Annotated in this window: 13 protein-coding genes, 1 tRNA gene and 1 riboswitch; of the genes, 5 read left to right on the top strand and 9 right to left on the bottom strand. The window is 74.5% G+C overall.

The features are described 5' to 3' along the window. Nucleotides 1-838, top strand: an 838-nt coding sequence (locus OFY01_RS23840) for an NPCBM/NEW2 domain-containing protein (protein ID WP_266603163.1), incomplete at its 5' end; no start/stop codon positions are given. Nucleotides 839-965: 127 nt separating this feature from the next. Here the strand turns inward: OFY01_RS23840 and OFY01_RS23835 are convergent. After that, nucleotides 966-4,316 carry an AfsR/SARP family transcriptional regulator gene (locus tag OFY01_RS23835; protein ID WP_266603162.1) on the bottom strand — a complete coding sequence of 1,117 codons (3,351 nt, stop codon included), beginning with the start codon at nucleotides 4,314-4,316 and terminating at the stop codon, nucleotides 966-968. A 119-nt stretch (nucleotides 4,317-4,435) separates the two neighbouring features. After that, on the bottom strand, nucleotides 4,436-6,562 hold the full coding sequence (locus OFY01_RS23830) for an asparagine synthase-related protein (protein WP_266603161.1): 2,127 nt from the start codon (nucleotides 6,560-6,562) through the stop codon (nucleotides 4,436-4,438). Nucleotides 6,563-7,263: 701 nt separating this feature from the next. On the opposite strand from OFY01_RS23830, the gene OFY01_RS23825 reads away from it, so the two are divergent. The 4 genes from OFY01_RS23825 (at nucleotide 7,264) to OFY01_RS23810 (ending at nucleotide 12,635) form a co-directional block, all read left to right on the top strand. Further along, nucleotides 7,264-8,724 (top strand): MFS transporter, encoded by a 1,461-nt coding sequence (locus tag OFY01_RS23825; RefSeq protein WP_266603159.1) that lies wholly within the window; start codon nucleotides 7,264-7,266, stop codon nucleotides 8,722-8,724. A gap of 279 nt (nucleotides 8,725-9,003) precedes the next feature. Continuing rightward, nucleotides 9,004-10,191 carry an L-2-hydroxyglutarate oxidase gene (lhgO, locus tag OFY01_RS23820; RefSeq protein WP_266603157.1) on the top strand — a complete coding sequence of 396 codons (1,188 nt, stop codon included), beginning with the start codon at nucleotides 9,004-9,006 and terminating at the stop codon, nucleotides 10,189-10,191. Between the two features lie 138 nt (nucleotides 10,192-10,329). Continuing rightward, on the top strand, nucleotides 10,330-11,076 hold the full coding sequence (trmB, locus tag OFY01_RS23815) for a tRNA (guanosine(46)-N7)-methyltransferase TrmB (RefSeq protein ID WP_266603155.1): 747 nt from the start codon (nucleotides 10,330-10,332) through the stop codon (nucleotides 11,074-11,076). A 74-nt stretch (nucleotides 11,077-11,150) separates the two neighbouring features. Next, nucleotides 11,151-12,635 (top strand): PrsW family intramembrane metalloprotease, encoded by a 1,485-nt coding sequence (locus tag OFY01_RS23810; RefSeq protein WP_407700408.1) that lies wholly within the window; start codon nucleotides 11,151-11,153, stop codon nucleotides 12,633-12,635. 31 nt (nucleotides 12,636-12,666) lie between these two features. Here OFY01_RS23810 and OFY01_RS23805 read toward each other — a convergent pair whose 3' ends face one another. From OFY01_RS23805 to OFY01_RS23775, 7 genes are all read right to left on the bottom strand, one after another. After that, nucleotides 12,667-13,611, bottom strand: coding sequence for an aldo/keto reductase (locus OFY01_RS23805; protein ID WP_266603153.1), 945 nt, complete (start codon nucleotides 13,609-13,611; stop codon nucleotides 12,667-12,669). 143 nt (nucleotides 13,612-13,754) lie between these two features. Beyond that, nucleotides 13,755-14,780, bottom strand: a complete 1,026-nt coding sequence (locus OFY01_RS23800) for a M23 family metallopeptidase (RefSeq protein WP_266603151.1) — start codon at nucleotides 14,778-14,780, stop codon at nucleotides 13,755-13,757. Between the two features lie 11 nt (nucleotides 14,781-14,791). Beyond that, nucleotides 14,792-14,929, bottom strand: a riboswitch (cyclic di-AMP (ydaO/yuaA leader). Nucleotides 14,930-15,109: 180 nt separating this feature from the next. Beyond that, nucleotides 15,110-16,216, bottom strand: a complete 1,107-nt coding sequence (locus OFY01_RS23795; RefSeq protein ID WP_266603149.1) for a PP2C family protein-serine/threonine phosphatase — start codon at nucleotides 16,214-16,216, stop codon at nucleotides 15,110-15,112. 98 nt (nucleotides 16,217-16,314) lie between these two features. Then, nucleotides 16,315-17,592 carry an MFS transporter gene (locus OFY01_RS23790; protein WP_266603147.1) on the bottom strand — a complete coding sequence of 426 codons (1,278 nt, stop codon included), beginning with the start codon at nucleotides 17,590-17,592 and terminating at the stop codon, nucleotides 16,315-16,317. Continuing rightward, nucleotides 17,589-18,647 carry a PLP-dependent cysteine synthase family protein gene (locus OFY01_RS23785; RefSeq protein ID WP_266603145.1) on the bottom strand — a complete coding sequence of 353 codons (1,059 nt, stop codon included), beginning with the start codon at nucleotides 18,645-18,647 and terminating at the stop codon, nucleotides 17,589-17,591. Before OFY01_RS23785 ends, OFY01_RS23790 begins: the two co-directional genes overlap by 4 nt. A 60-nt stretch (nucleotides 18,648-18,707) precedes the next feature. Continuing rightward, nucleotides 18,708-19,061: a hypothetical protein gene (locus OFY01_RS23780; RefSeq protein ID WP_266603143.1), complete on the bottom strand. Its 354-nt coding sequence runs from the start codon at nucleotides 19,059-19,061 to the stop codon at nucleotides 18,708-18,710. A gap of 88 nt (nucleotides 19,062-19,149) precedes the next feature. Next, nucleotides 19,150-19,223: transfer RNA gene (locus tag OFY01_RS23775), tRNA-Met, on the bottom strand. Between the last annotated feature and the right edge of the window lie 3 nt (nucleotides 19,224-19,226).

The raw sequence follows: 19,226 nt of genomic DNA, 5'->3' as shown, positions 1-19,226 counted from the left end.
AGCGGCAGCGGGCGGCTCGTCGGGCGGCGCGGGCGGCGGCGCGGCCGTGTCGGAGGGGCTCGGCGCGCCCGCCAAGGCCGGTATCGCGGCCGGTGTGGTGGCGGCCGGGGTCGCCGTCGCGGTGGCGATGGCGCTCGCCGGTTCGCCGCATCCGAAGCCGGAGGCCAAGCCCGCGCCGCCGCCGGCGTCGAAACCGGCGGCGCCGAAGAGGCCCTCACCGAAGCCGAAGCCCACGCCGCCCGAGCCCGCTCCCGCGCCGCCGAAACCGGCTCCGACACCCACGCCCACTCCCACGCCTCCCCCGGCACCCGCGCCGAAGCCCGAACCGAAGCCGACCCCTACGCCGACGCCGAAGCCCACCCCGACGCCCACGCCCACCCCGACGCCGACTCCCCCGCCCGCCCCGGCCGTCTACCAGCTGAACCGGCTCGACTACGACATCTCCGGGGACGGCACCGGGCCCGAGGTACGGATGTCCGACAGCAGCTGGGTGTGGCAGCGGTACGGCATGTCGATCGCGGACAAGAAGTACGCCAACGGCGTCTCGGTGCACTCCCGGTCCTCCGTCACCATCGACCTGAACCGCAGGTGCACGGCGTACAACGCGTTCGCCGGTGTCGACGACATGACGCTGGGGCTCGGCGCCGTCCGGTTCTCCGTGTACGTCGACGGGGCGCGGGCCTGGCGGTCGCCGGTGGTGCGCGGGCACGAGCCCGCCGTGCCGGTGCACGTGAACCTGACCGGGCACAAGACGGTCCGGCTCGTCGTCGAGCCCGAGGCCCCGTTCGGCGCGGTCGCCGTCGCCGACTGGGCGGAGTCCCGCTTCACCTGCGGCTGACCGGGGGCCGGGAGGACCGGGGGGCCGGGAGGACCGGGGGGCCGGGAGGACCGGGGGCCGGGAGGACCGGGGGGGGCACAGGGACACGGGGCCCGGGGGACCGGGACGGCTCTCCCGGGCCTGCCGGTCAGCGCACGGAGACGGCCCGCGTCAGTTCCGTCAGGACGTCGTCCTGGGTGAGGAGCGCCCCCGCCGAGCGCTCTGACTCGCATCGTGCCTCCCCGAGTTCGGCCCTGGCGCGGGACTCGACCGCCTCGTACTCGGCGCGCTCCGGCTGCGGCCGCGTGGGACGAGCGCGCAGTGCGTCCGCCACCGCGTACAGCCGGACGGAGCGCTCCAGGTTCTCCCGGCCGTCCAGGCGGGCCAGGAGCGCGGCGCCGATGTCCATCAGGCCCGCCACGACCGTCTCGGCGCAGCGGCGCACCTCACCGTCGCGCAGCAGCCTCAGGAGCAGGTCGAGCCCGGCCGCGGCGCCGGACTCCTCGGCCGTGACGCGGGCGTCCACCGCGCCGAGAACGGCGACGAACTGCGGCGGCGGAGTGCCGAACCGGGATTCGTCACGGGCCCGGTCGCACAACTCGCGCGCGCGTGCCACCTCGCCGTCGGCCAGGGCGAGCAGCGCGCGCAGCATCGAGATGAAGGCCAGCGCGTCCCCCACCCCGTACCGGTCGGCCTCGTCGCTCGCCGCGTCGAGCGCCTTCCGCGCGGTCTCCCGGTCGCCCGCGCGGTAGGCGAGCTCGGCGAGCCTGGCCAGCAGGAACGGGGCCTCGGCGTATGCCCCCACCTCATAGGCGAGCCGCAGTGCCTCCTCGTACTCCTCCTTCGCCTCGTCGAGCAGACCCCGGGCCGTGGCTGCCTCGCCCGCCGCGCTGCACACCTGGGCGCGCATCCACCGGTCGCCGACGCGGCGGCTGATGCCACGCAGCTCCGCCAGGTCGGCGTCGACGCCGTGCATGTTTCCCGGCATGTCGACGGCCATGTGCGCGCGGAACATCATCCCGACGCCCACGTCCCACTCGCCGCCGTATCTGCGGCAGTTGGCCACCGCCTCGTCGAGGGCGGCCCCCGCGTCGGCGCCCTCGCCCTCCAGGAAGAAGACAGCGAAGGGCCAGATCAGGCCGGGGAACCGGGCGGACTGCGGGCCTGGTGCGGCGAAGGCGTCGCGCAGGCGCGCCAGGTCGGCTCGGTCGGCCTCCCGGACGCCGAGTTCCTGCGGTCGGTGCTCCGCGAGCAGGAAGAAGCCGAGCAGACTCAGGCTCATCCGCGGCCAGTAGAGCGGGTCTCCGGGCTCGCCCACGTGGTCCAGGCTGCCGCCGTGCGGCAGCATCGCGCGGACGCGCTCGACCCAGGCGGCGCCCTCGCCCCGGTAGTTGCGCAGCCACCAGAACCAGCCCAGGCGCAGGACGAGCCCGATCGCCGTCTCCTCGTCGGCCAGGTCGGGCGACGACGTGGCGCGGTGCAGCGCGGCGCGGATGTTGTCCAGCTCGGTCTCCAGACGGGCGATCCACGGGAGCTGGTCGCCCGTGCGCAGCTTCGGGTCGGCCGTCTCGACCAGCGCGCGCACGTACGCGAGGTGTGAGCGCTCGGCGGCGAGCCGCAGCTCGGGGGCCTCGGCCGCGCGCTCGGCAGCGTACTCGTGGATGGTCTCCAGCATGCGGTAGCGCATGCCGGGCAGGCCGCCGCCGCACGGGGCCGCGGTCAGCAGGGACTTGTCCAGGAGAGAGCCGATGGTGTCGGCGATCGTCGCCGCGCCGTCGGTCTCGCTCGCGCAGACCGCCTCGGCGGCCTCCAGGTCCCAGCCGCCGGCGAAGACTGAGACCTCGCGCAGTACGGCGCGCTCCCGCTCGTCGAGCAGGTCCCAGGACCAGTCGATGACCGCGCGGAGGGTCTGCTGGCGGGGCAGGACGGTGCGGCTGCCGCTGGTCAGAAGACGGAAGCGGTCGTCGAGACGGTCGGCGATCTGGCGGGGCGTGAGCAGCCGCAGTCGGGCCGCCGCCAGTTCGATGGCGAGCGGCAGGCCGTCGAGACGGCGGCAGATCTCGGCGATGGAGGCCGGATCCTGGTCTGGGTCGAAGCCGGGGCGGACCGCGGCGGCCCGTTCGGCGAACAGGCGGTGGGCGTGGTCCGGGGTCAGCGGTTCGATGGGGCGCACGGACTCCCCCGGTACGCCGAGGGGTTCGCGGCTGGTGGCGAGGATCGTCAGGCGCGGGCAGCGCGTGAGGAGCGTCTCGGCGAGCCGGGCCGCCGCGTCGATCACATGCTCGCAGTTGTCAAGGACCAGGAGCAGGCTGCGCTGGGCGCAGTGCTCGACGAGGAGGTGCGTCGGGTCGTCGTCCTGAGGCAGTGACAGCTCGCTGGTCCGCAAGGCGGTCTCCCGCAAACCGAGCGCGCTGACGACCGCGCCGGGGACGTCCCGCGGGTCGTCGAGCGGTGCCAGCTCGGCCAGCCATGCCTGGGAAACCGGTGCCGCGGCTTCCTCGGCCAGGCGGGTCTTGCCGGAACCGCCGGGGCCCGTGAGCGTGACCAGGCGTGCTCCTCGCAGGTCAGAACAGATGGCCGCGAGTTCGGGTTCCCGTCCGACGAAGGAATTCAGCCTCGGCGTGAGGTTGCCGGTACGGGCCGCCGATTGCGCGGGCTGTGCGGGGTGCGCGTGCTGTACGGAGTGCGGGTGCTGTACGGAGTGCGGCGGCTGCGTGGAGTGGGAAGGGCCCGCGAGGTGCGGGTCGGCGGCCGTGCGGGCGCCGCCGTGCTCGTCCGGCGTGGTCTCCGCCAGCAACTCGGCATGCAGGCGGGTCAGTTCCGGCCCCGGGTCGGTGCCGAGCCCCTCCGCCAGGGTGCGGCGGGCGGTGTCGTGGGCGGCGAGGGCGTCCGCGCCCTGGCCGGTCGCGCGCAGCGCGCGGATGAGCAGGGCGTGCAGCGGCTCGTCGTACGGGTGGGCGGCGGTGAGTTCGCGCAGCTCGGGAACGAGGTCGTGGGCGCGACCGAGCAGCAGATCCGCTTCCACGCGCGCGCGGGTGGCCTCCAGGCGTTCGGCCTCGGGGCGCGTGGCGGCGGTGTGTCCCGGCAGGTCGGCGAGGGCGGGGCCGCGCCACAGGGCGAGTGCCTCGCGCAGGGTGCCGGCCGCGGTGGCCGGGTCGTCGGCGGCCAGGGCCCGGGTGCCGTCGCGGACGAGCCGTTCGAAGACGTACAGGTCGATGGCGTCGCGGGCGACGGCGAGGCGGTAGCCGCCGGTCTCGGAGGTGATCGCCGCGTGGCCGAGGGCGCGGCGGAGCCGGCCTACGAGGGCTTGGAGGGCGGCCGGGGCGTCGGCGGGCGGGGCGTCGGCCCACACGTCGTCGATGAGGGCGTCGACGGGGGCGGTGTACGGGGTGTGCAGCGCCAGGGACGTGAGGAGTGCGCGCAGGCGCGGCCCGCCCACGGGCACGAGGGTGCCCTGGTCGTCGTACGCCTGTGTGGTGCCGAGGATCGAGTACTGCACGCGGGCATTGTCTCCGCTGCCGCGTCAGGGCGCCCGGTTTTTGCCGCCGCCCCGGCGCGGACGCAGCGCTGACCGCCGCCCACCGAACCCCGCCCGCCGTCAGACCTTGGCGGGCACTGTCACCGCGGCCCCGCCCCCAGTGCCCGCTCCGGCACCACGCTTCCGGTGGGGACGGCACGCGCGCGTGCCGGGGTGCCGGTCCAGCAGGTGCCGCGGCGGGCCAGGAGGCGGCGCAGCCATACCTCCAGGGAGACGAGGTCGGCGAGGCCGTCCAGCGGGAGGGGTTCGCCGTCGGCCGCCGCGCGCAGCGCCTTGCGGACGACGCGGGCGTCGACCAGGCCGGTCTGGGCGAGCAGCGGGGTGTCGAACAGGGTGATCAGGTGGTTGACGGAGACGCGCAGGCCGGTGCGGGCCGCGGCCGCCGACGAGGCGTGCGAGGGGGCGCCCCAGCCGGGCGGCAGGTCGGTGACGCCCGCGCCTTCCAGGACGGTGCGCAGGATGGCCGCGCGGGCGCCGGGCCGGACGCGGAGCGTCTCGGGCAGGGCGCGGCAGGCGCGTACGACCTGGTTGTCGAGGAACGGGGCGTGCAGGCGCTGGAAGCGGACCTCGGCGGCCTGTTCGAGCGCGCGCAGGGCGGCGGCGTGCCGGGCGAGTGCCGCGCGGGCGCGGAAGGCTCCGGGCCGCTGGCCGGGGCCCGGTCCCGGCCGGGCGGTGCCCTCCTGGAGGCGAACCGATACTTCGGCGAGCGCCTCGCCGGTCAGCCAGCGCGCGGCGGGGCCGGGCCTGGCCCAGGTCAGCGCGGCGAGCGAGGCACCGACGGGACCGCCGAGGCCGCGGGGTTCGTCGAAGCGGCGCTCCAGGAGCCGGTCGGCGAGGGCGGTGAGTCCGGCCTTGTAGGGCGTACGGGCGAGCTTGCGGGCGGCGCCGTACACGCGCGCGGGCACGGTGAAGGAGCCGTCCGCCTTGGTGAGCGCGGCGACGGGGCGCAGCATGTGGCGGCGGCGCCGGTCCATCAGCAGGTCGGCCAGGCGGGCCGGGTGGGCGTCGAGGACCTGGCGTGCGCCGTGCCCGGTGAAGTGGTCGGCGCTGCCGGAGGCGAGGCGGGCGCGATGGCGGGCGGCGGTGACGAGTACGGCGCTCGGCTCGTCGGTGAGCGGGCCTTCCAGGTCGGCGTAGGGCAGCGTCTGTTCGTCGCCTGTCACCACCACGTGGTGCAGGCGGGGGTTGGCCGCGATGGCGCCCGCCCGCTGGAGTTCGGCGTCGCGGTGGGCGGCACCGGCCGACAGGTCGTTGAAGGTGACCGCCAGGAGCCGTTCGCCCGCGCCGGTGCCGTGGCCAAGGACGGTGCCGGGCAGCCCTGGCAGGCCCGCGGCGAGCAGCGCGAGGGTGCCGGATGCCGGGCCGCCGGAGAGGTCGGCGCCGATGCCGGGCACGGGCATGCCGCGGGCGGCGCGCCGCTCGGCGGGCCCCATTCCGGGTACGGGGCCGGGATCGAGGTCGGCGCCGGGCACGTGCCGGGGGGCGGCCAGGCGGGCCCGTACGGCGTCCACGAGGGCGTCTTTGACGGCGTCCAGGGCTCCGGCGGGCTCGGCGGGCGGGGCGGCCACGGCGAGCGACGCCACCGGCTCGTAGCCGGCGATCTCACGGGACCCGGCGCGCAGGATCAGGGCGTGGCCGGGAAGTATCCGGCGCACGCCCTGGTACGGCGTCGAGTCGTGCAGCGCCTCGGGGACGTCGGGGGCGGCGAGGAGCGCGGCGAGGTGGCCCACGTCCAGGGGGGCCTCGATGAGGTCGGCCAGCGGCAGGGCGGCGGTCGCGTAGGCGGTGCCGCCCGCCCAGGGGGTGTAGAAGACCGGGCGTGCGCCCGCGAGGTCGGCCGCGACGGTGACGCGGCGGCCGACCTGGACGACGGCGGTGTAACTGCCGGGCCAGGCCGTGAGGTGGCGCAGGGCGCCGCCGCGCGCGGCGAACAGGGCGACGCGCAGTTCGTCGTCGGAGGCGCCGCACACGCCGAGGACCGCGATGCGCGTGCGCGAGTCGGCCTGGACGACGCGCACCTCGTCGGGGCGCCAGTCGCCGACCGCCCAGAGCGGGTCCGGGTCGCCCCACAGGAGCTGGGAGCCGACCGGGTGCACCGTCTCGCCGTCCGTGCCCGCGGCTCCTGCGGAGCCGGACGCGGAGCCGGACGCGGAGCCGAACGGGGCGGGCCCGGCGGCGGTACTGCTCCACCCCACCAACCAGCGCATCGCCGCCTCCACAGCCTGTGGGCAACCAAGGACACTCGGGAGCTCTCGGGGACACTCAGGAACACGCGAGGGACACGCGAGGGACACTCAAGGGATCCCCATGCTGCCACGAAGACGGCGCGAAGGAGGGCGCAAGACGTGAGCGACGCAGAGGCGCATGCGCCCCCGAACGCGCCCCTTGTGAGCTGCGGTTGGACCGTCGCGTTACGAAAGCGACGGAGAAAAGGCGCGGACGGGAGGGGAAAAGTCGCCGCCGCGCAGGGTCGATTTTCGGCCAAATCGGCCCGGGTTGGCCGGAGTCGGCCACCCTGGTTCGGCCACCGTGTGCAACGCACGGTCCGGGAGGCGCGCTTCGCCTCCCGGACCGGTCCGCCGCCCGCGGGGATGAAGGCGGCGGTGTCCCCCAGCCCGCTGGATCCAGTACAGCGGGCCGACCCACGCAGGGCCCATGCAAGCCTCCCCCGCCCTGGCGGGTAAGAGCGCACGCACGGGCGCACGGCACCACGCCAGGAGCACGTGGTCACAGGGCGTGGCGTGGACCGTATCCGCGTACGGACCACAATCCCGCCATCCGGATCCACGACCCTTAACGCTTGGGATCCGGCGAACTACGCTGGGTGCACGATGCCGCGCGGTTATGCCAGGCCGGACCGGCCGGGCGCAGCGCCGATGCGGCAGCCGTCTGTGTCGAGGGGTGGCTCATGTCCAGGGAGCAACGCGGCCCGAACGAGAAACTCGGCGCCGTTCTCGCCCTCGCGGGAATCAGCAACGCGGGCCTGGCCCGCCGGGTCAACGATCTCGGCGCGCAGCGCGGGTTGACCCTTCGCTACGACAAGACGTCCGTGGCCCGCTGGGTGTCCAAGGGCATGGTGCCGCAGGGCGCCGCCCCGCACCTGATCGCGGCCGCCATCGGGCAGAAGCTCGGCCGGCCCGTGCCGCTGCACGAGATCGGCCTCGCCGACGCCGACCCGGCCCCCGAGGTGGGGCTCGCCTTCCCGCGCGACGTGCGGGCGGCGGTGAAGTCGGCGACCGAGCTGTACCGGCTCGACCTCGCCGGGCGGCGGGCGGGCAGCGGCGGCATCTGGCAGTCCCTGGCGGGGTCGTTCGCGGTGAGCGCGTACGCGACGCCCGCGTCACGGTGGCTGATAACCCCGGCGGACTCGTCGGTCGCGCGCGAGCGGCACTCGCTCCAGGCGGCGACGGACGGGCCCGAGGGGCCGGACGGGCCCGAGGAGGGGGCGCCGCAGAAGGTCGGCCACAGCGATGTGCGCAAGCTGCGGGAGGCGGCGGAGGACGCGCGGCGCTGGGACTCCAAGTACGGGGGCGGTGACTGGCGCTCGTCCATGGTGCCCGAGTGCCTGCGGGTCGAGGCCGCGCCGCTGCTGCTCGGCACGTACACGGATGAGGTGGGGCGCTCGCTGTTCGGCGCGACGGCCGAGCTGACGCGGCTCGCCGGGTGGATGGCGTTCGACACCGGGCAGCAGGAGGCCGCGCAGCGGTACTACATCCAGGCGTTGCGGCTGGCCCGCGCCGCGGCGGACGTGCCGCTGGGCGGGTATGTGCTGGCCTCCATGTCGCTCCAGGCGACGTACCGGGGCTTCGGCGACGAGGGGGTGGACCTGGCGCAGGCCGCCATCGAACGCAACCGGGGACTCGCCACTGCCCGCACCATGAGCTTCTTCCGGCTGATCGAGGCGCGCGCGCACGCGCGCGCGGGTGACGCGCACGCGGCCGGGGCCGCGCTGCGGGCCGCCGAGGGGTGGCTGGAGCGGGCCCGCGACGGCGACAGCGACCCGTCGTGGCTCGGCTTCTACTCGTACGACCGCTTCGCGGCGGACGCGGCCGAGTGCTACCGGGATCTGAAGGCGCCGCGGCAGGTGCGGCGCTTCACGGAGCAGGCGCTGTCGCGGCCCACGGAGGAGTATGTGCGCTCGCACGGGTTGCGGCTGGTGGTCTCGGCCGTTGCCGAGCTGGAGTCGGGGAACCTGGACGCGGCGTGTGAGCAGGGCACGCGGGCGCTCGAGGTGGCGGGGCGGATCTCGTCGGCACGCACCACGGAGTACGTCAGGGATTTGTTGCAGCGGTTGGAGCCGTACGGGGATGAGCCGCGGGTGGTGGAGTTGCGGGAGCGGGCTCGGCCGCTGCTGGTCGCTCCCGCGTAGGGGTGGGCGGGTGGTTGCGCTGGGCCGGGGCGCCGCTCGCGGCGGCGGGGCCGGGCCCCGCCGTCCCTTGCCGCCGCACCGGGGGTGCCGCCTTGCCCACCCTGCCGCCCCGGGTGGCGGACTGCCCAGGCGGCGGGCCGCACCAGGCGGAACCGCCCGACGCGGCCCGGACCGGTCCGGCGGCGGACCGGACGGCGGGCCGGGCCGGGTGGGGAAGGTGGATTGTCAGTGGGGGCGGGCAAGATGGGGATGTGGAGGTGAGGGCTGGTGGGGTCGGGTGTGTTTGACGCGGATGTGCTCGTGATCGGTGGGGGGATCGTCGGGCTGTCCACCGCGTATGCGCTCACGCAGGCCGCGCCCGGGACACGGGTGGTCGTGCTGGAGAAGGAGGACGGCCCGGCTCGGCATCAGACCGGGCGCAACAGCGGGGTCATTCACAGCGGTATCTACTACCGGCCCGGTTCGCTCAAGGCCCGGTACGCGGTGCGGGGCGCGTCCGAGATGGTGAAGTTCTGCGCTGAGCACGGGATCGCGCACGAGGTCACCGGGAAGCTGATCGTCGCCACGGAGCGGGACGAGCTGCCTCGGCTGCACGCCCTGGTGCAGCGCGGCCGGGAGAACGGGATTCCGGTGCGGGAGCTGGGCCCCGCGCAGATCGAGGAGTATGAGCCGGAGGTTCGTGGGCTCGCCGCGATCCATGTCGGCACCACCGGGATCGCCGACTACACGGCCGTTGCCGCGCGGCTCGGTGAGGCGTCCGGGGCACAGGTGCGTTACGGCGCGGACGTGGTGCGGGTCGACCGGCGGGCCGGGCTCGGCGTGGCGGTGCGCACCCGCGCGGGAGACGTGGTGCGGGGGAAGGTGCTGGTCAACTGCGGCGGGTTGCAGTGCGACCGGATCGCGCGGCTGACCGGGGACGATCCGGGCATGCGGATCGTGCCGTTCCGCGGTGAGTACTTCGAGCTGGCGCGGCCCGGGCTGGTGCGCGGCCTCGTGTATCCGGTGCCCGATCCGGCGTTCCCGTTCCTCGGCGTGCATCTGACGCGAGGCGTCGACGGAGGTGTGCACGTGGGGCCGAACGCGGTTCCCGCGCTGGCCCGCGAGGGGTACGGGTGGGGTGTCGTACGGCCACGGGAGCTGGCCGGGACGTTGGCCTGGCCCGGATCGTGGCGGATAGCGCGACGGCACTGGCGGTACGGGGCCGGGGAGGTGCGGCGGTCCGCGTCGAAGCGGGCGTTCACGGACGCGGTGCGCCGTCTGGTGCCCGCGGTGGAGGCGGATGATCTCGTACGGGCGCCCGCCGGGGTGCGGGCGCAGGCGGTGTTGCGGGACGGGACGCTGGTGGACGACTTCCTGATACGGGAGGGGGAGCGGACCGTGCATGTGCTCAACGCTCCGTCGCCCGCCGCGACGGCCTCTCTGCCGATCGGGCGGGAGGTCGCCCGGCGGGCGCTGCGCCGGTTGTGACCGCGCGGTCAGCCACGGTGCCGCCCCTGTCTCGCCCCCGTCTCGCCCTCCGTCTCGCCCCCCGCCACCAGGCGGCCACACCGCCGCGCCGCCACACCGACGGGCCGCGCACGCCGTGGCCGTACCATTGACGGCACTGTGTCTGAGTCGATCAAATCCACTGGTGAACGGTTTCCCGACGGGCCGCTGCCCGATCCCGCCGGGGCGCACTTCGAACGCCGGATCCGCAGCTTCACGCCACGCCGGAGCCGGGTCACGAGCGCGCAGGGCGACGCGCTGCGGAGGCTGTGGCCCAAGTGGGGGCTCGACATCGACGGGCAGCGGGTGCTCAGCCTCGACGAGCTGTTCCCCGGGACCGAGCGGGTCGTCCTCGAGATCGGATTCGGCATGGGCGAGGCCACCGCCCAGATGGCCGCCGACGATCCGGCCACCGGCATCCTCGCCGTCGACGTGCACACCCCGGGCCAGGGCAACCTGCTCAATCTCGCCGACCGGAACGGGCTGACGAACATCCGCGTGGCCAACGGCGACGCCATCATCCTGCTGCGCGCCATGCTCCCCGACGACTGCCTCGACGGGCTGCGCGTCTACTTCCCCGACCCCTGGCCCAAGAAGCGGCACAACAAGCGGCGGCTGATCCAGCCGGAATTCCTGTCGCTCGCCGCCGGGCCGCTCAAGCCGGGCGCGCTCGTGCACTGCGCGACCGACTGGGAGGAGTACGCCGAGCAGATGCTCGACGTACTCACCGACCACCCCGACTACGAGAACACGCAGGCCGACGGCGGGTACGCGCCGCGTCCCGCGTTCCGGCCGCTGACCCGGTTCGAGGGCCAGGGGCTCGACAAGGGGCACGTGGTGCACGACCTGCTGTTCCGGCGCCGCTGACAAGCCGGCCGCCCCAGGGGGTGAGCTTGCGAGGCCCCGTCGCGGCGCGCCGCATCGCTCGTTAGGGTCAATCCGTGGACCCGTACGCCGCCTACCCGACCCACCAGGACCGCGCTCCCGGTGCCCACCCCGACGCGCCGGGCGTCGCGGTTCCGCATCCGCGCTGGTGGCAGCGGACCGGCGTGCGCGCCGCCGCCCTCGCGACGCTGCTCGCGCTGTCCGGCGCCGTCATCCTGGCGCTGGTACGGGAGCAGACCGGCACGGAGGGCTTCCTCGTCGGGCTCGGGCTCGCCGTGGTGCCGGTGCCGCTGCTGATATCCGCCTTCCGGTGGCTCGACCGGGTCCGGCCGGGCCCCTGGAGGAACACGGTCTTCGCCTTCGCGTGGGGCGCCTGCGCGGCCGCGCTGATCGCGATCGTCGCCAACAGTTTCGCCACCCACTGGATCGCCACGAACACCGCGGACCCCTCGAACGCCAACACCCTCGGCGCCACCGTCATAGCGCCGATCGTCGAGGAGTCGGCGAAGGCGGCGGCCGTGCTGCTGGTGTTCCTCTTCCGCCGCCGGGACTTCCGGTCCGTCGTCGACGGCATCGTCATCGCCGGGGTCACCGCGACCGGCTTCGCGTTCACCGAGAACATCCTCTACCTCGGCAACGCCTTCGGCACCGACCAGCTCACCGGCGCCGGCCACGGCCTGGCCTCCGTCACCGCCGCCACGTTCTTCGTGCGGATCGTGATGTCGCCGTTCGCGCACCCCCTGTTCACCGTCTGCACCGGCATCGGCTTCGGCGTCGCCGCCGTCACCGCCCCCGAGCGCGGCCGGCTCCGCCGCGTCCTTCCGCCGCTCGGCGGTCTGCTCACCGCGATGGGCATGCACGCCTTCTGGAACGCTTCCTCATCGCTCGCCGAGTACGGCTTCCTCATCGTGTACGCGGCGTTCATGGTGCCCGCGTTCGCGCTGGTCACCTGGCTCGCGGTCCACCTGCGCCACCGCGAACTGCGCACCGTGCGCGAGGAGCTGCCCGCCTACGTCGCCGCGGGCTGGCTGACGCCGCCGGAACCGTACGCCCTCGGCTCGCTCAAGGCGCGCCGCCTGGCCCGCGAGTACGCCGAGTTCCACGGCGGTCGGTCGGCGGCCCGCTCCGTGGCCACGTACGAGCGGCACGCGACCGCACTCGCCGTGCTGCGCCGCCGCGGCCACAAAGGACGGGCCGGGGCCGACTTCGTCGTACGGGAACGGGAGCTGCTCACCGCGCTGTGGGAGCTGCGCGGGCCCGCGCGACCCGCGCTCGCCTACGCGGCGCGGGTGTGCGCGCCGCCACCGGTCTGGGTTCCGTCGGTGGCGGCGACACCGGCGGTTTCGCCGCTTCCCGCGGTCTCGGCTCTGCCGCCGGTCCACCCCATGCGGTACCCGCACGCCGGATATCCCGCGCACCCCGTGGACCCCACACACCCCGTGAACCCCACACACCCCGTGAACCCCGCACCCCCCTCGAATCCGGCGCATGCCGCGTACCCCCCGTACGCGTACAACCCCTACCGCTCGCCGTCGCCGTGAGTGGCCTCGGTCCGCGCGGCCCCTGCTGCGACTACTCCGAAGCCCGCGTCAACCGCGCAACCTCGTCCTGCGTCAGCTCCAGGTCCGCGGCGGCGAGCAGCGCCGGGAGCTGCTCGACCGTGCGCGCGGAGGCGATCGGCGCGGTCACGGTGGGCTGTGCGGCGAGCCAGGCCAGGGCGACCGTGGGGATCTCCGCGCCGCGTTCGCCCGCGATCTCGTCGAGCGCGGCGATGACCTTGCGGCCGCGCTCGGTCTCCAGGTGCTTGGCGGCGCCGGTGGCCCGCGCGCTGTCGACCGTCACGCCCGGCCGGTACTTGCCGGTCAGGAAGCCGGAGGCGAGCGAGAAGTAGGGGACGGCGCCGAGACCGCCGCGCGCGACGGTGTCCTGGAGACCGCCCTCGTACGTGTCACGCGAGACGAGGTTGTAGTGCGGCTGTACGGCCACGTAACGGGCCAGGCCCTCGCGGTCGGAGAAGTCGAGGGACGCCTGGAGACGTTCGGGCGAGATGTTCGACGCGGCGATCTGGCGGACCTTGCCCGCCCGCACCAGTTCGTCCAGCGCGCCGACGATCTCCTCGACGGGGATCTCGGGCTTGTCGAAGTGCGTGTAGTACAGGTCGATGTGGTCGGTGCCCAGACGCTGGAGCGACGCGTCCGCCGCGGCCTTGATGTTGGCGGCCGACAGGCCCTGGAACCGCGGGTGCTGGCTGACCTTGGTGGCGATGACGACGTCGTCGCGGCGGCCGCGCGCGGCGAGCCACCGGCCGATGACGGTCTCGGACTCACCGCCCTCGTTGCCCTCGACCCATGCCGAGTACGAGTCGGCCGTGTCGATGAAGTTGCCGCCCCCGGCCACGTACGCGTCGAGCACCGCGAAGGACGTGGGTTCGTCGGCCGTCCAGCCGAACACGTTGCCGCCGAGGGAGAGGGGGAAGACCTTCAGGTCGGACGAGCCCAGGGGGCGAAGTGAAGTCATGCCCCGATTCAACACCTTCGGCAACGCCCTCCGGAAAACACGTTCCGCCGCCGGCCAGTCGGCGGCCGGAGGCCGACGGCCCTGACGTCGGGGGGGGTGCCGTCAGGGCCGCCGGAGTCGTGTGAACCGTCCGTGCGTGCGGTTCAGGGGGTCAGGCCCTTGTCGCGCAGCCACGGCGCCGGGTCGACGGCCGTCGCCTGGCCGTCCGGGTGGACCTCCAGGTGGAGGTGAGGGCCGGTCACGTTGCCGGTGGCGCCGACGCGGCCGATGACGTCGCCGGTGGTGACCTTCCGGCCGACGCCGACATTGATCGACGACTGGTGGCAGAACCACAGCTCGGTGCCGTCGTCGAGGGTGAGGATCGTGCGGTAGCCGTACGCGCCCGCCCAGCCGGCCTCCGTGACGGTGCCGGAGTGGATCGCGTGGATCGGCGTGCCGGTGGGCGCCGCGAAGTCGAGGCCCGTGTGGTACCCGGACGACCACAGGGAGCCGGGCTGACCGAAGGTGCCGGTGATCGTGTACGAGGCGACGGGCAGCTTGTAGCTCTCCCGCAGCTTGGCGAGACGCGCGGCCTCCGCCTTGCGCGCCGCCTCGGCCTCGGCCGCCTTCTGCTCGGCCGCGGCCTGCTCGGCGGCCTTCTTCGCGGCGGCTTCCTCGGCCGCCTTCCTCGCGGCGGTGTCGGCGGCGTCCTCCTGCGAGTCGGCCTGCTGCATGATGCGGGCGCGCAGTGCCTCGCCCGCGTCGGTGCGGCCCTGGGCGGCGTCGGCCTTCGTGACACCGGCGGAGGTCAGCGGGGAGGAGGCGGCCTGGCCGCCGGAGCCCGCGCCGGAGTGGGAGCCCGACTCGGCGTCGGATATGAGCGCGCCGACCCCCGGCAGGGAGTCGGCGTCGGACAGCGAGTCGGTGACCGAGGACAGGTCGGGCATGGCGATGTGGACCGGCGCCTTGCCCTGCGCGGTGGCGACGCCGCCCGCGCCGACGGCGGCGATCACACCGACGCCGAGCACTGTGGAGCCGCGCGCGAAGCCGCGCTGGCGGGCGACGCGGTGCCTGCCCTTGACCGGGCGGACGGACTCCTCGGTGGGATTCCATTCCTCCCAGGGCTGTTGCCCGCCGCCGTACGTGTCGTACGAGCCGTACGCGTCCTCATCGGGGTGGTTCGACGCCACGGAGGCGCGCTCCTTTCCTTCCTTCTCGCCGACCGGGTTAGCTGACGGGTTCGGAGCAGGAAGGTCTCCTACGGGCCCTGCGGGCAGGGCCGATTCACCCCAAGTTGGTGGTTCCCCGGCTCCCTTGCGGGATTGAGCGTGCGCACGGAGCCGCCTCTTGTGACGGCTGGGACGACCGTGCTGCGTTATCGAACGTTAATAGAAGCGAGACCCGATTTCCAAGCCGTTCCTACTGATCGTTCATAACTTTGGCCAGAGCTTGAGTGGCTCGGCTCCCGGCCAACGCCCCGGCTCACGCCCCCGACTCACGCCCTCCGGCCTCCCCCGGCTCATACCCTCCTGACCGCCAGCAGCGCCATGTCGTCCGAGGCCCCGCCCCCGGTGTGGTCGCGCACCTCCTCGGCGAGCGTCGCGAGGAGTTCGCCGGGCCCGCCGAACCGACGCCCCGTCAGCGCGGCCACCGGGTCGTAGAAGACGCCGTGCTCGTCCCGCGCCTCGGACAGCCCGTCGGTGTAGAGCAACAGCGTGGCCCCGGCCGGGAAGTCCGACTCGGTCGACCGGTCGGGCCACGCGCCGAGCTCGCTCATGCCGAGCGGCAGGGCCGCCTCCTCGGGCCCCAGCATCCGCACGGAGCCGTCGTCGAGCAGTATGACGGGCTCGGGGTGACCGCGGTTGAGCACCCGTACGACGTCACTGCCGTGCGGGACCTCGGCGAGCACCGCCGTGGTGAAGCCCTCGAAGTCGTCGATGCCGCGCCGCCGCACCCCCTCACGCGCCAGGGCCCGTTCGAGCCGCTGGGCCACCGCCTCCAGGCTGTTCTCCTGCTCGGCCGCCTCCCGGAACGCGCCGATCACGACGGCCACCGCGGCGACCGCGCCCATGCCCTTGCCCCGGACGTCGCCGACGATCAGCCGGACGCCGTGGGGCGTGTCCTGCACCGCGTACAGGTCGCCGCCGATGAACGCGTCGGCCTGCGCCGCCTCGTAGCGGACCGCGACGACCAGGCCGGCGATCCGCCCGGCCGGTTCGGGCAGCACGGCGAACTGCGCGGCCTGCGCGATCTCACGTGCGGAGGCGAGCTGCTCCATGTTGCCGCGCACAATGCCGTGGATGTAGCAGGCCAGCGCGGTCACGGTGGCCACGGTGACGATCTCGGTGACGACCTCCGCGCGGAACGAGTCCGGGAAGCGCAGATGGACCAGGACGATCGCGACGACCGACGCCGCTCCGGCCCAGACGATGGCGCGCAGCGAGAAGAACGGCGCGGCCACCAGCGGCGCCGCGCTGAACAGCGGGGCGCCGTAGAAGCCGGTCGGCGTGAAGTACTCGTAGATCGTGCCGCCCACGATGAGCAGGACGGGCAGCGCCGCGAGGAAGGTGCGGGCCCCGTCGGTGTGCGGCGCGTAGTGCCCGTGCCGTCCTCCTCGCTGCCCCACCGATGTTCTCCTGCCACGTCCGCGCCCGGGTGTACGGCGTCGTCTCCCCAAGGGTTCCCTCGCCGCGCCCCACGGGCGACCCGGCCGGTCCGGACGGGTTACGCCACGGGCGCCCCGGCCCCGGCCTGTTCGTCGGCCGTCGCCCGGCCCGCGTCGAGCCGCCCGCCCCGCCCCAGGCGGTGCAGCGCGCCGGCACCGGCCGCGCCGACCGCCGCGAGGACGAGCCAGGAGGCGGCGCCGCCCGCGTCGAGCAGCGCGCCCGTGCCGAGGTTCCCGGCGGTGATGCCGATGCCGCACACCGTGTTGTAGAGCCCGTAGTGGGTGGCGACCCACCGGCCGCCCGAGAGCGCCACCACGGTGTCCATCTCGAACGGGTAGAGCACGGCCGTCGCCGCCGCGAGAAGCGCCGCGCACAGCAGCAGCCCGGCCACCCCGGTCCACCCGGCCCCGCCCGCCGCCGGCACCAGGAACGCCGCGCCCATGAGCCCGAGTCCGGCCACCAGACACCGCTCACGCGTGAGCCGCCGCCGGCACCAGTCGGTGATCCGCAGCTGCCCGGCGAGCGCCACAAGCCCCGACACCACGAACAGGCCGCTGGTCGCCGCCTGCCCGGACCGCCCGTCGCCCACGAGCCGCTCCACGGTGAGCGGCAGCGCCAGGTAGACCTGGAACGACAGCACGTACGAGGCGGTCATCGCCACCGAGAACAGCCAGAAGGTGCGGTTGCCGCACACGATCCGCCACTGCCCCGCCCCGCCCTCGGCCTCCCGCGCGGCACCCGTGTGCCGCCGCGCGGGCAGCCGCACCGTCTGAACGGCGGACAGCACGGCGAACAGTCCCGCCGACACCGCGCACGTCAGCCGGAAGTCGACGCCGGTCAGAGCGAGACCGACGAGCGGCCCGAGCAGAATGCCCGCCTGGTAGTAGACGTTGAACAGCGCGAACGCCTCGACGCGGCGCTCCTCGCCGCCCCCCGCTCCGGCCGCCACGTACGCCCGTACCGCCGGGTTGAACAGCGCCCCCGCCAGACCGGTCGCCACCGACGCGGCGATCAGCACCGGCAGCGTGTCCGCGAGGGCGAGCGCGCCGAACCCGACCGTCCGCAGCGCGCACCCGGCGACGATCAGCGGCTTGAACCCGAGCCGGTCCGCGAGCGCCCCGCCGACCAGGAACATGCCCTGCTGCGACAGGTTGCGCACGCCGAGGACCAGGCCGACCGCCCAGCCGGCGAGGGCGAGATCGCCGGACAGGTGAGCCGCCAGGTACGGCATCAGCATGTAGAAGCCGAGGTTGATGCTGAACTGGTTGACGAAGAGCAGTTGGACGCCGGGTTCGAACCGCCGCGTCCGCACCCACACCTGCGGCGCCCGCGTCACTCGGCACCCCCGCGCGCCAAGAGGCCCCCGGCGGCGGCCGCCCTGCGCGCCCCGTCCGTCCACGCCCACCCGGTCACCTCGGGTCCAGGGCCCGCCACCCGTACGGGCACCTGCGGCACGGCGCCGTCGAGCAGCCCGTGCGCCGCGCAGAACTCGTCGTTGAACACGGTGTCGAAGTACCGCTGCGGCCCGTCGGGGAAGACGGCCACGATCCGGGTTCCGGCCGGGCGTCCGCGCCGCGCCAGCCATCCGGCCACGAGCGCCACGGCCCCCACGCTCCAGCCGCCCGTCGCGAACCGGCGCTGCGCGAGCCGCCGTGCGCTGCGCACCGCCTCCGCCGGGCCGACCCAGTGGATCTCGTCGAACGCGGCGTGGTCGACGTTGCCGGGATGGATGGACGAGCCGAGCCCACGCATCAGCCGGGGCCCGGCCGCGAGCCCGAAGACGGTGGAGGCGACCGAGTCCACGCCGACCAGCTCCAGGTCGCGCATGCCGTGCCGTCCGCGCAGCGCCCGCGCGAGCCCCGCCGAGTGCCCGCCGGTACCGACCGCGCACACCAGCACGTCGAACTCGCCCACCTGTTCGGCGAGCTCGGCGGCGAGCGCGGCGTACGCGGCTGGATTGTCGGGGTTGTGGTACTGGTTCGGGCACCAGGAGCCCGGCAGCCGTGCCATCAGCTCGGCGACCCGGTCGACCCTGGCCTGCTGCCAGCCGCCGACGGGGCTCGGCTCGTCGACGACGTGGACACGGGCGCCGTGCGCGGCCAGCATCCGCGCCACCAGGGGCTCCATGCCCGGGTCGGTGACGACGTGCACGGGGTGGCGGTAGTGGACCCCGGCGAGCGCGAGCCCGAGGCCCAGCGTGCCGGAGGTCGACTCGACGACGGCGCGACCGGGCCGCAGGTCGCCGCGCGCCCTGGCCCGCTCGACCATGTGGAGGGCGGCGCGGTCCTTGATGCCGCCGAAGTTGAAGCCTTCGAGCTTGGCCCAGTAGCCGTCGATCCACAGCACGGGAGTGTTGCCCACGGCTGCCGTGGGCGGGGTGTTCGGGGTCATGGTGATGCGTACGTGCCCTTCGGGGTGGGGTGGCGATCCGGATTCACGGAGGATCCGCTCTCAGTTCCGGTCCACCCCGAGGGCGACGAGCAGTCCGTACCCGGCGGCGTGCGCCGGGGCGTCGGCGCGGAGGGCCGCGTCGTACGGCACCGGGCACCACGGCCACCCGGAAGCGCGCGCGGTGCCCGTACCACCGGGCCCGTGCGGCTGCGCCCGGCCGGCGGGCGGCTGCGCCGCGACGTGCGCCTCGACGGGGGCGCAGTGGTGCCGGTCGTGACGCGCGGCCGCTTCGCCCTGCGCGTGCGTGTGCGCGTCATGACAGCCGCCGCTGAGAAACAGCGCGCACAGCGCGACCAGCAGCCCGAGGACCACCGCCCGCACTCTCTCGTGCGACTCACCACTTCGTTCACTCACGGCACGCACGAGACTACGCACCGTGTCCACGTCTTCGCAAAAACGAACCGAGGCCGGAATCTCGGAAGATTCCGGCCTCGGCCTTCAGTAGCGGGGACAGGATTTGAACCTGCGACCTCTGGGTTATGAGCCCAGCGAGCTACCGAGCTGCTCCACCCCGCGTCG

The sequence above is a fragment of the Streptomyces beihaiensis genome (assembly GCF_026274175.1).
In the GTDB taxonomy this organism is placed as follows: Bacteria; Actinomycetota; Actinomycetes; order Streptomycetales; family Streptomycetaceae; genus Streptomyces; species Streptomyces beihaiensis.
This window is presented reverse-complemented; position numbering and strand designations above follow the sequence as displayed.

Bases quoted from the DNA above. Each gene is read 5' to 3' on its own strand.
- OFY01_RS23830 (WP_266603161.1), bottom strand. From the start codon at position 6,562: ATGCGCTGGTTGGTGGGGTGGAGCAGTACCGCCGCCGGGCCCGCCCCG.
- OFY01_RS23785 (WP_266603145.1), bottom strand. From the start codon at position 18,647: ATGACCCCGAACACCCCGCCCACGGCAGCCGTGGGCAACACTCCCGTG.
- OFY01_RS23825 (WP_266603159.1), top strand. From the start codon at position 7,264: ATGTCCAGGGAGCAACGCGGCCCGAACGAGAAACTCGGCGCCGTTCTC.
- OFY01_RS23805 (WP_266603153.1), bottom strand. From the start codon at position 13,611: ATGACTTCACTTCGCCCCCTGGGCTCGTCCGACCTGAAGGTCTTCCCC.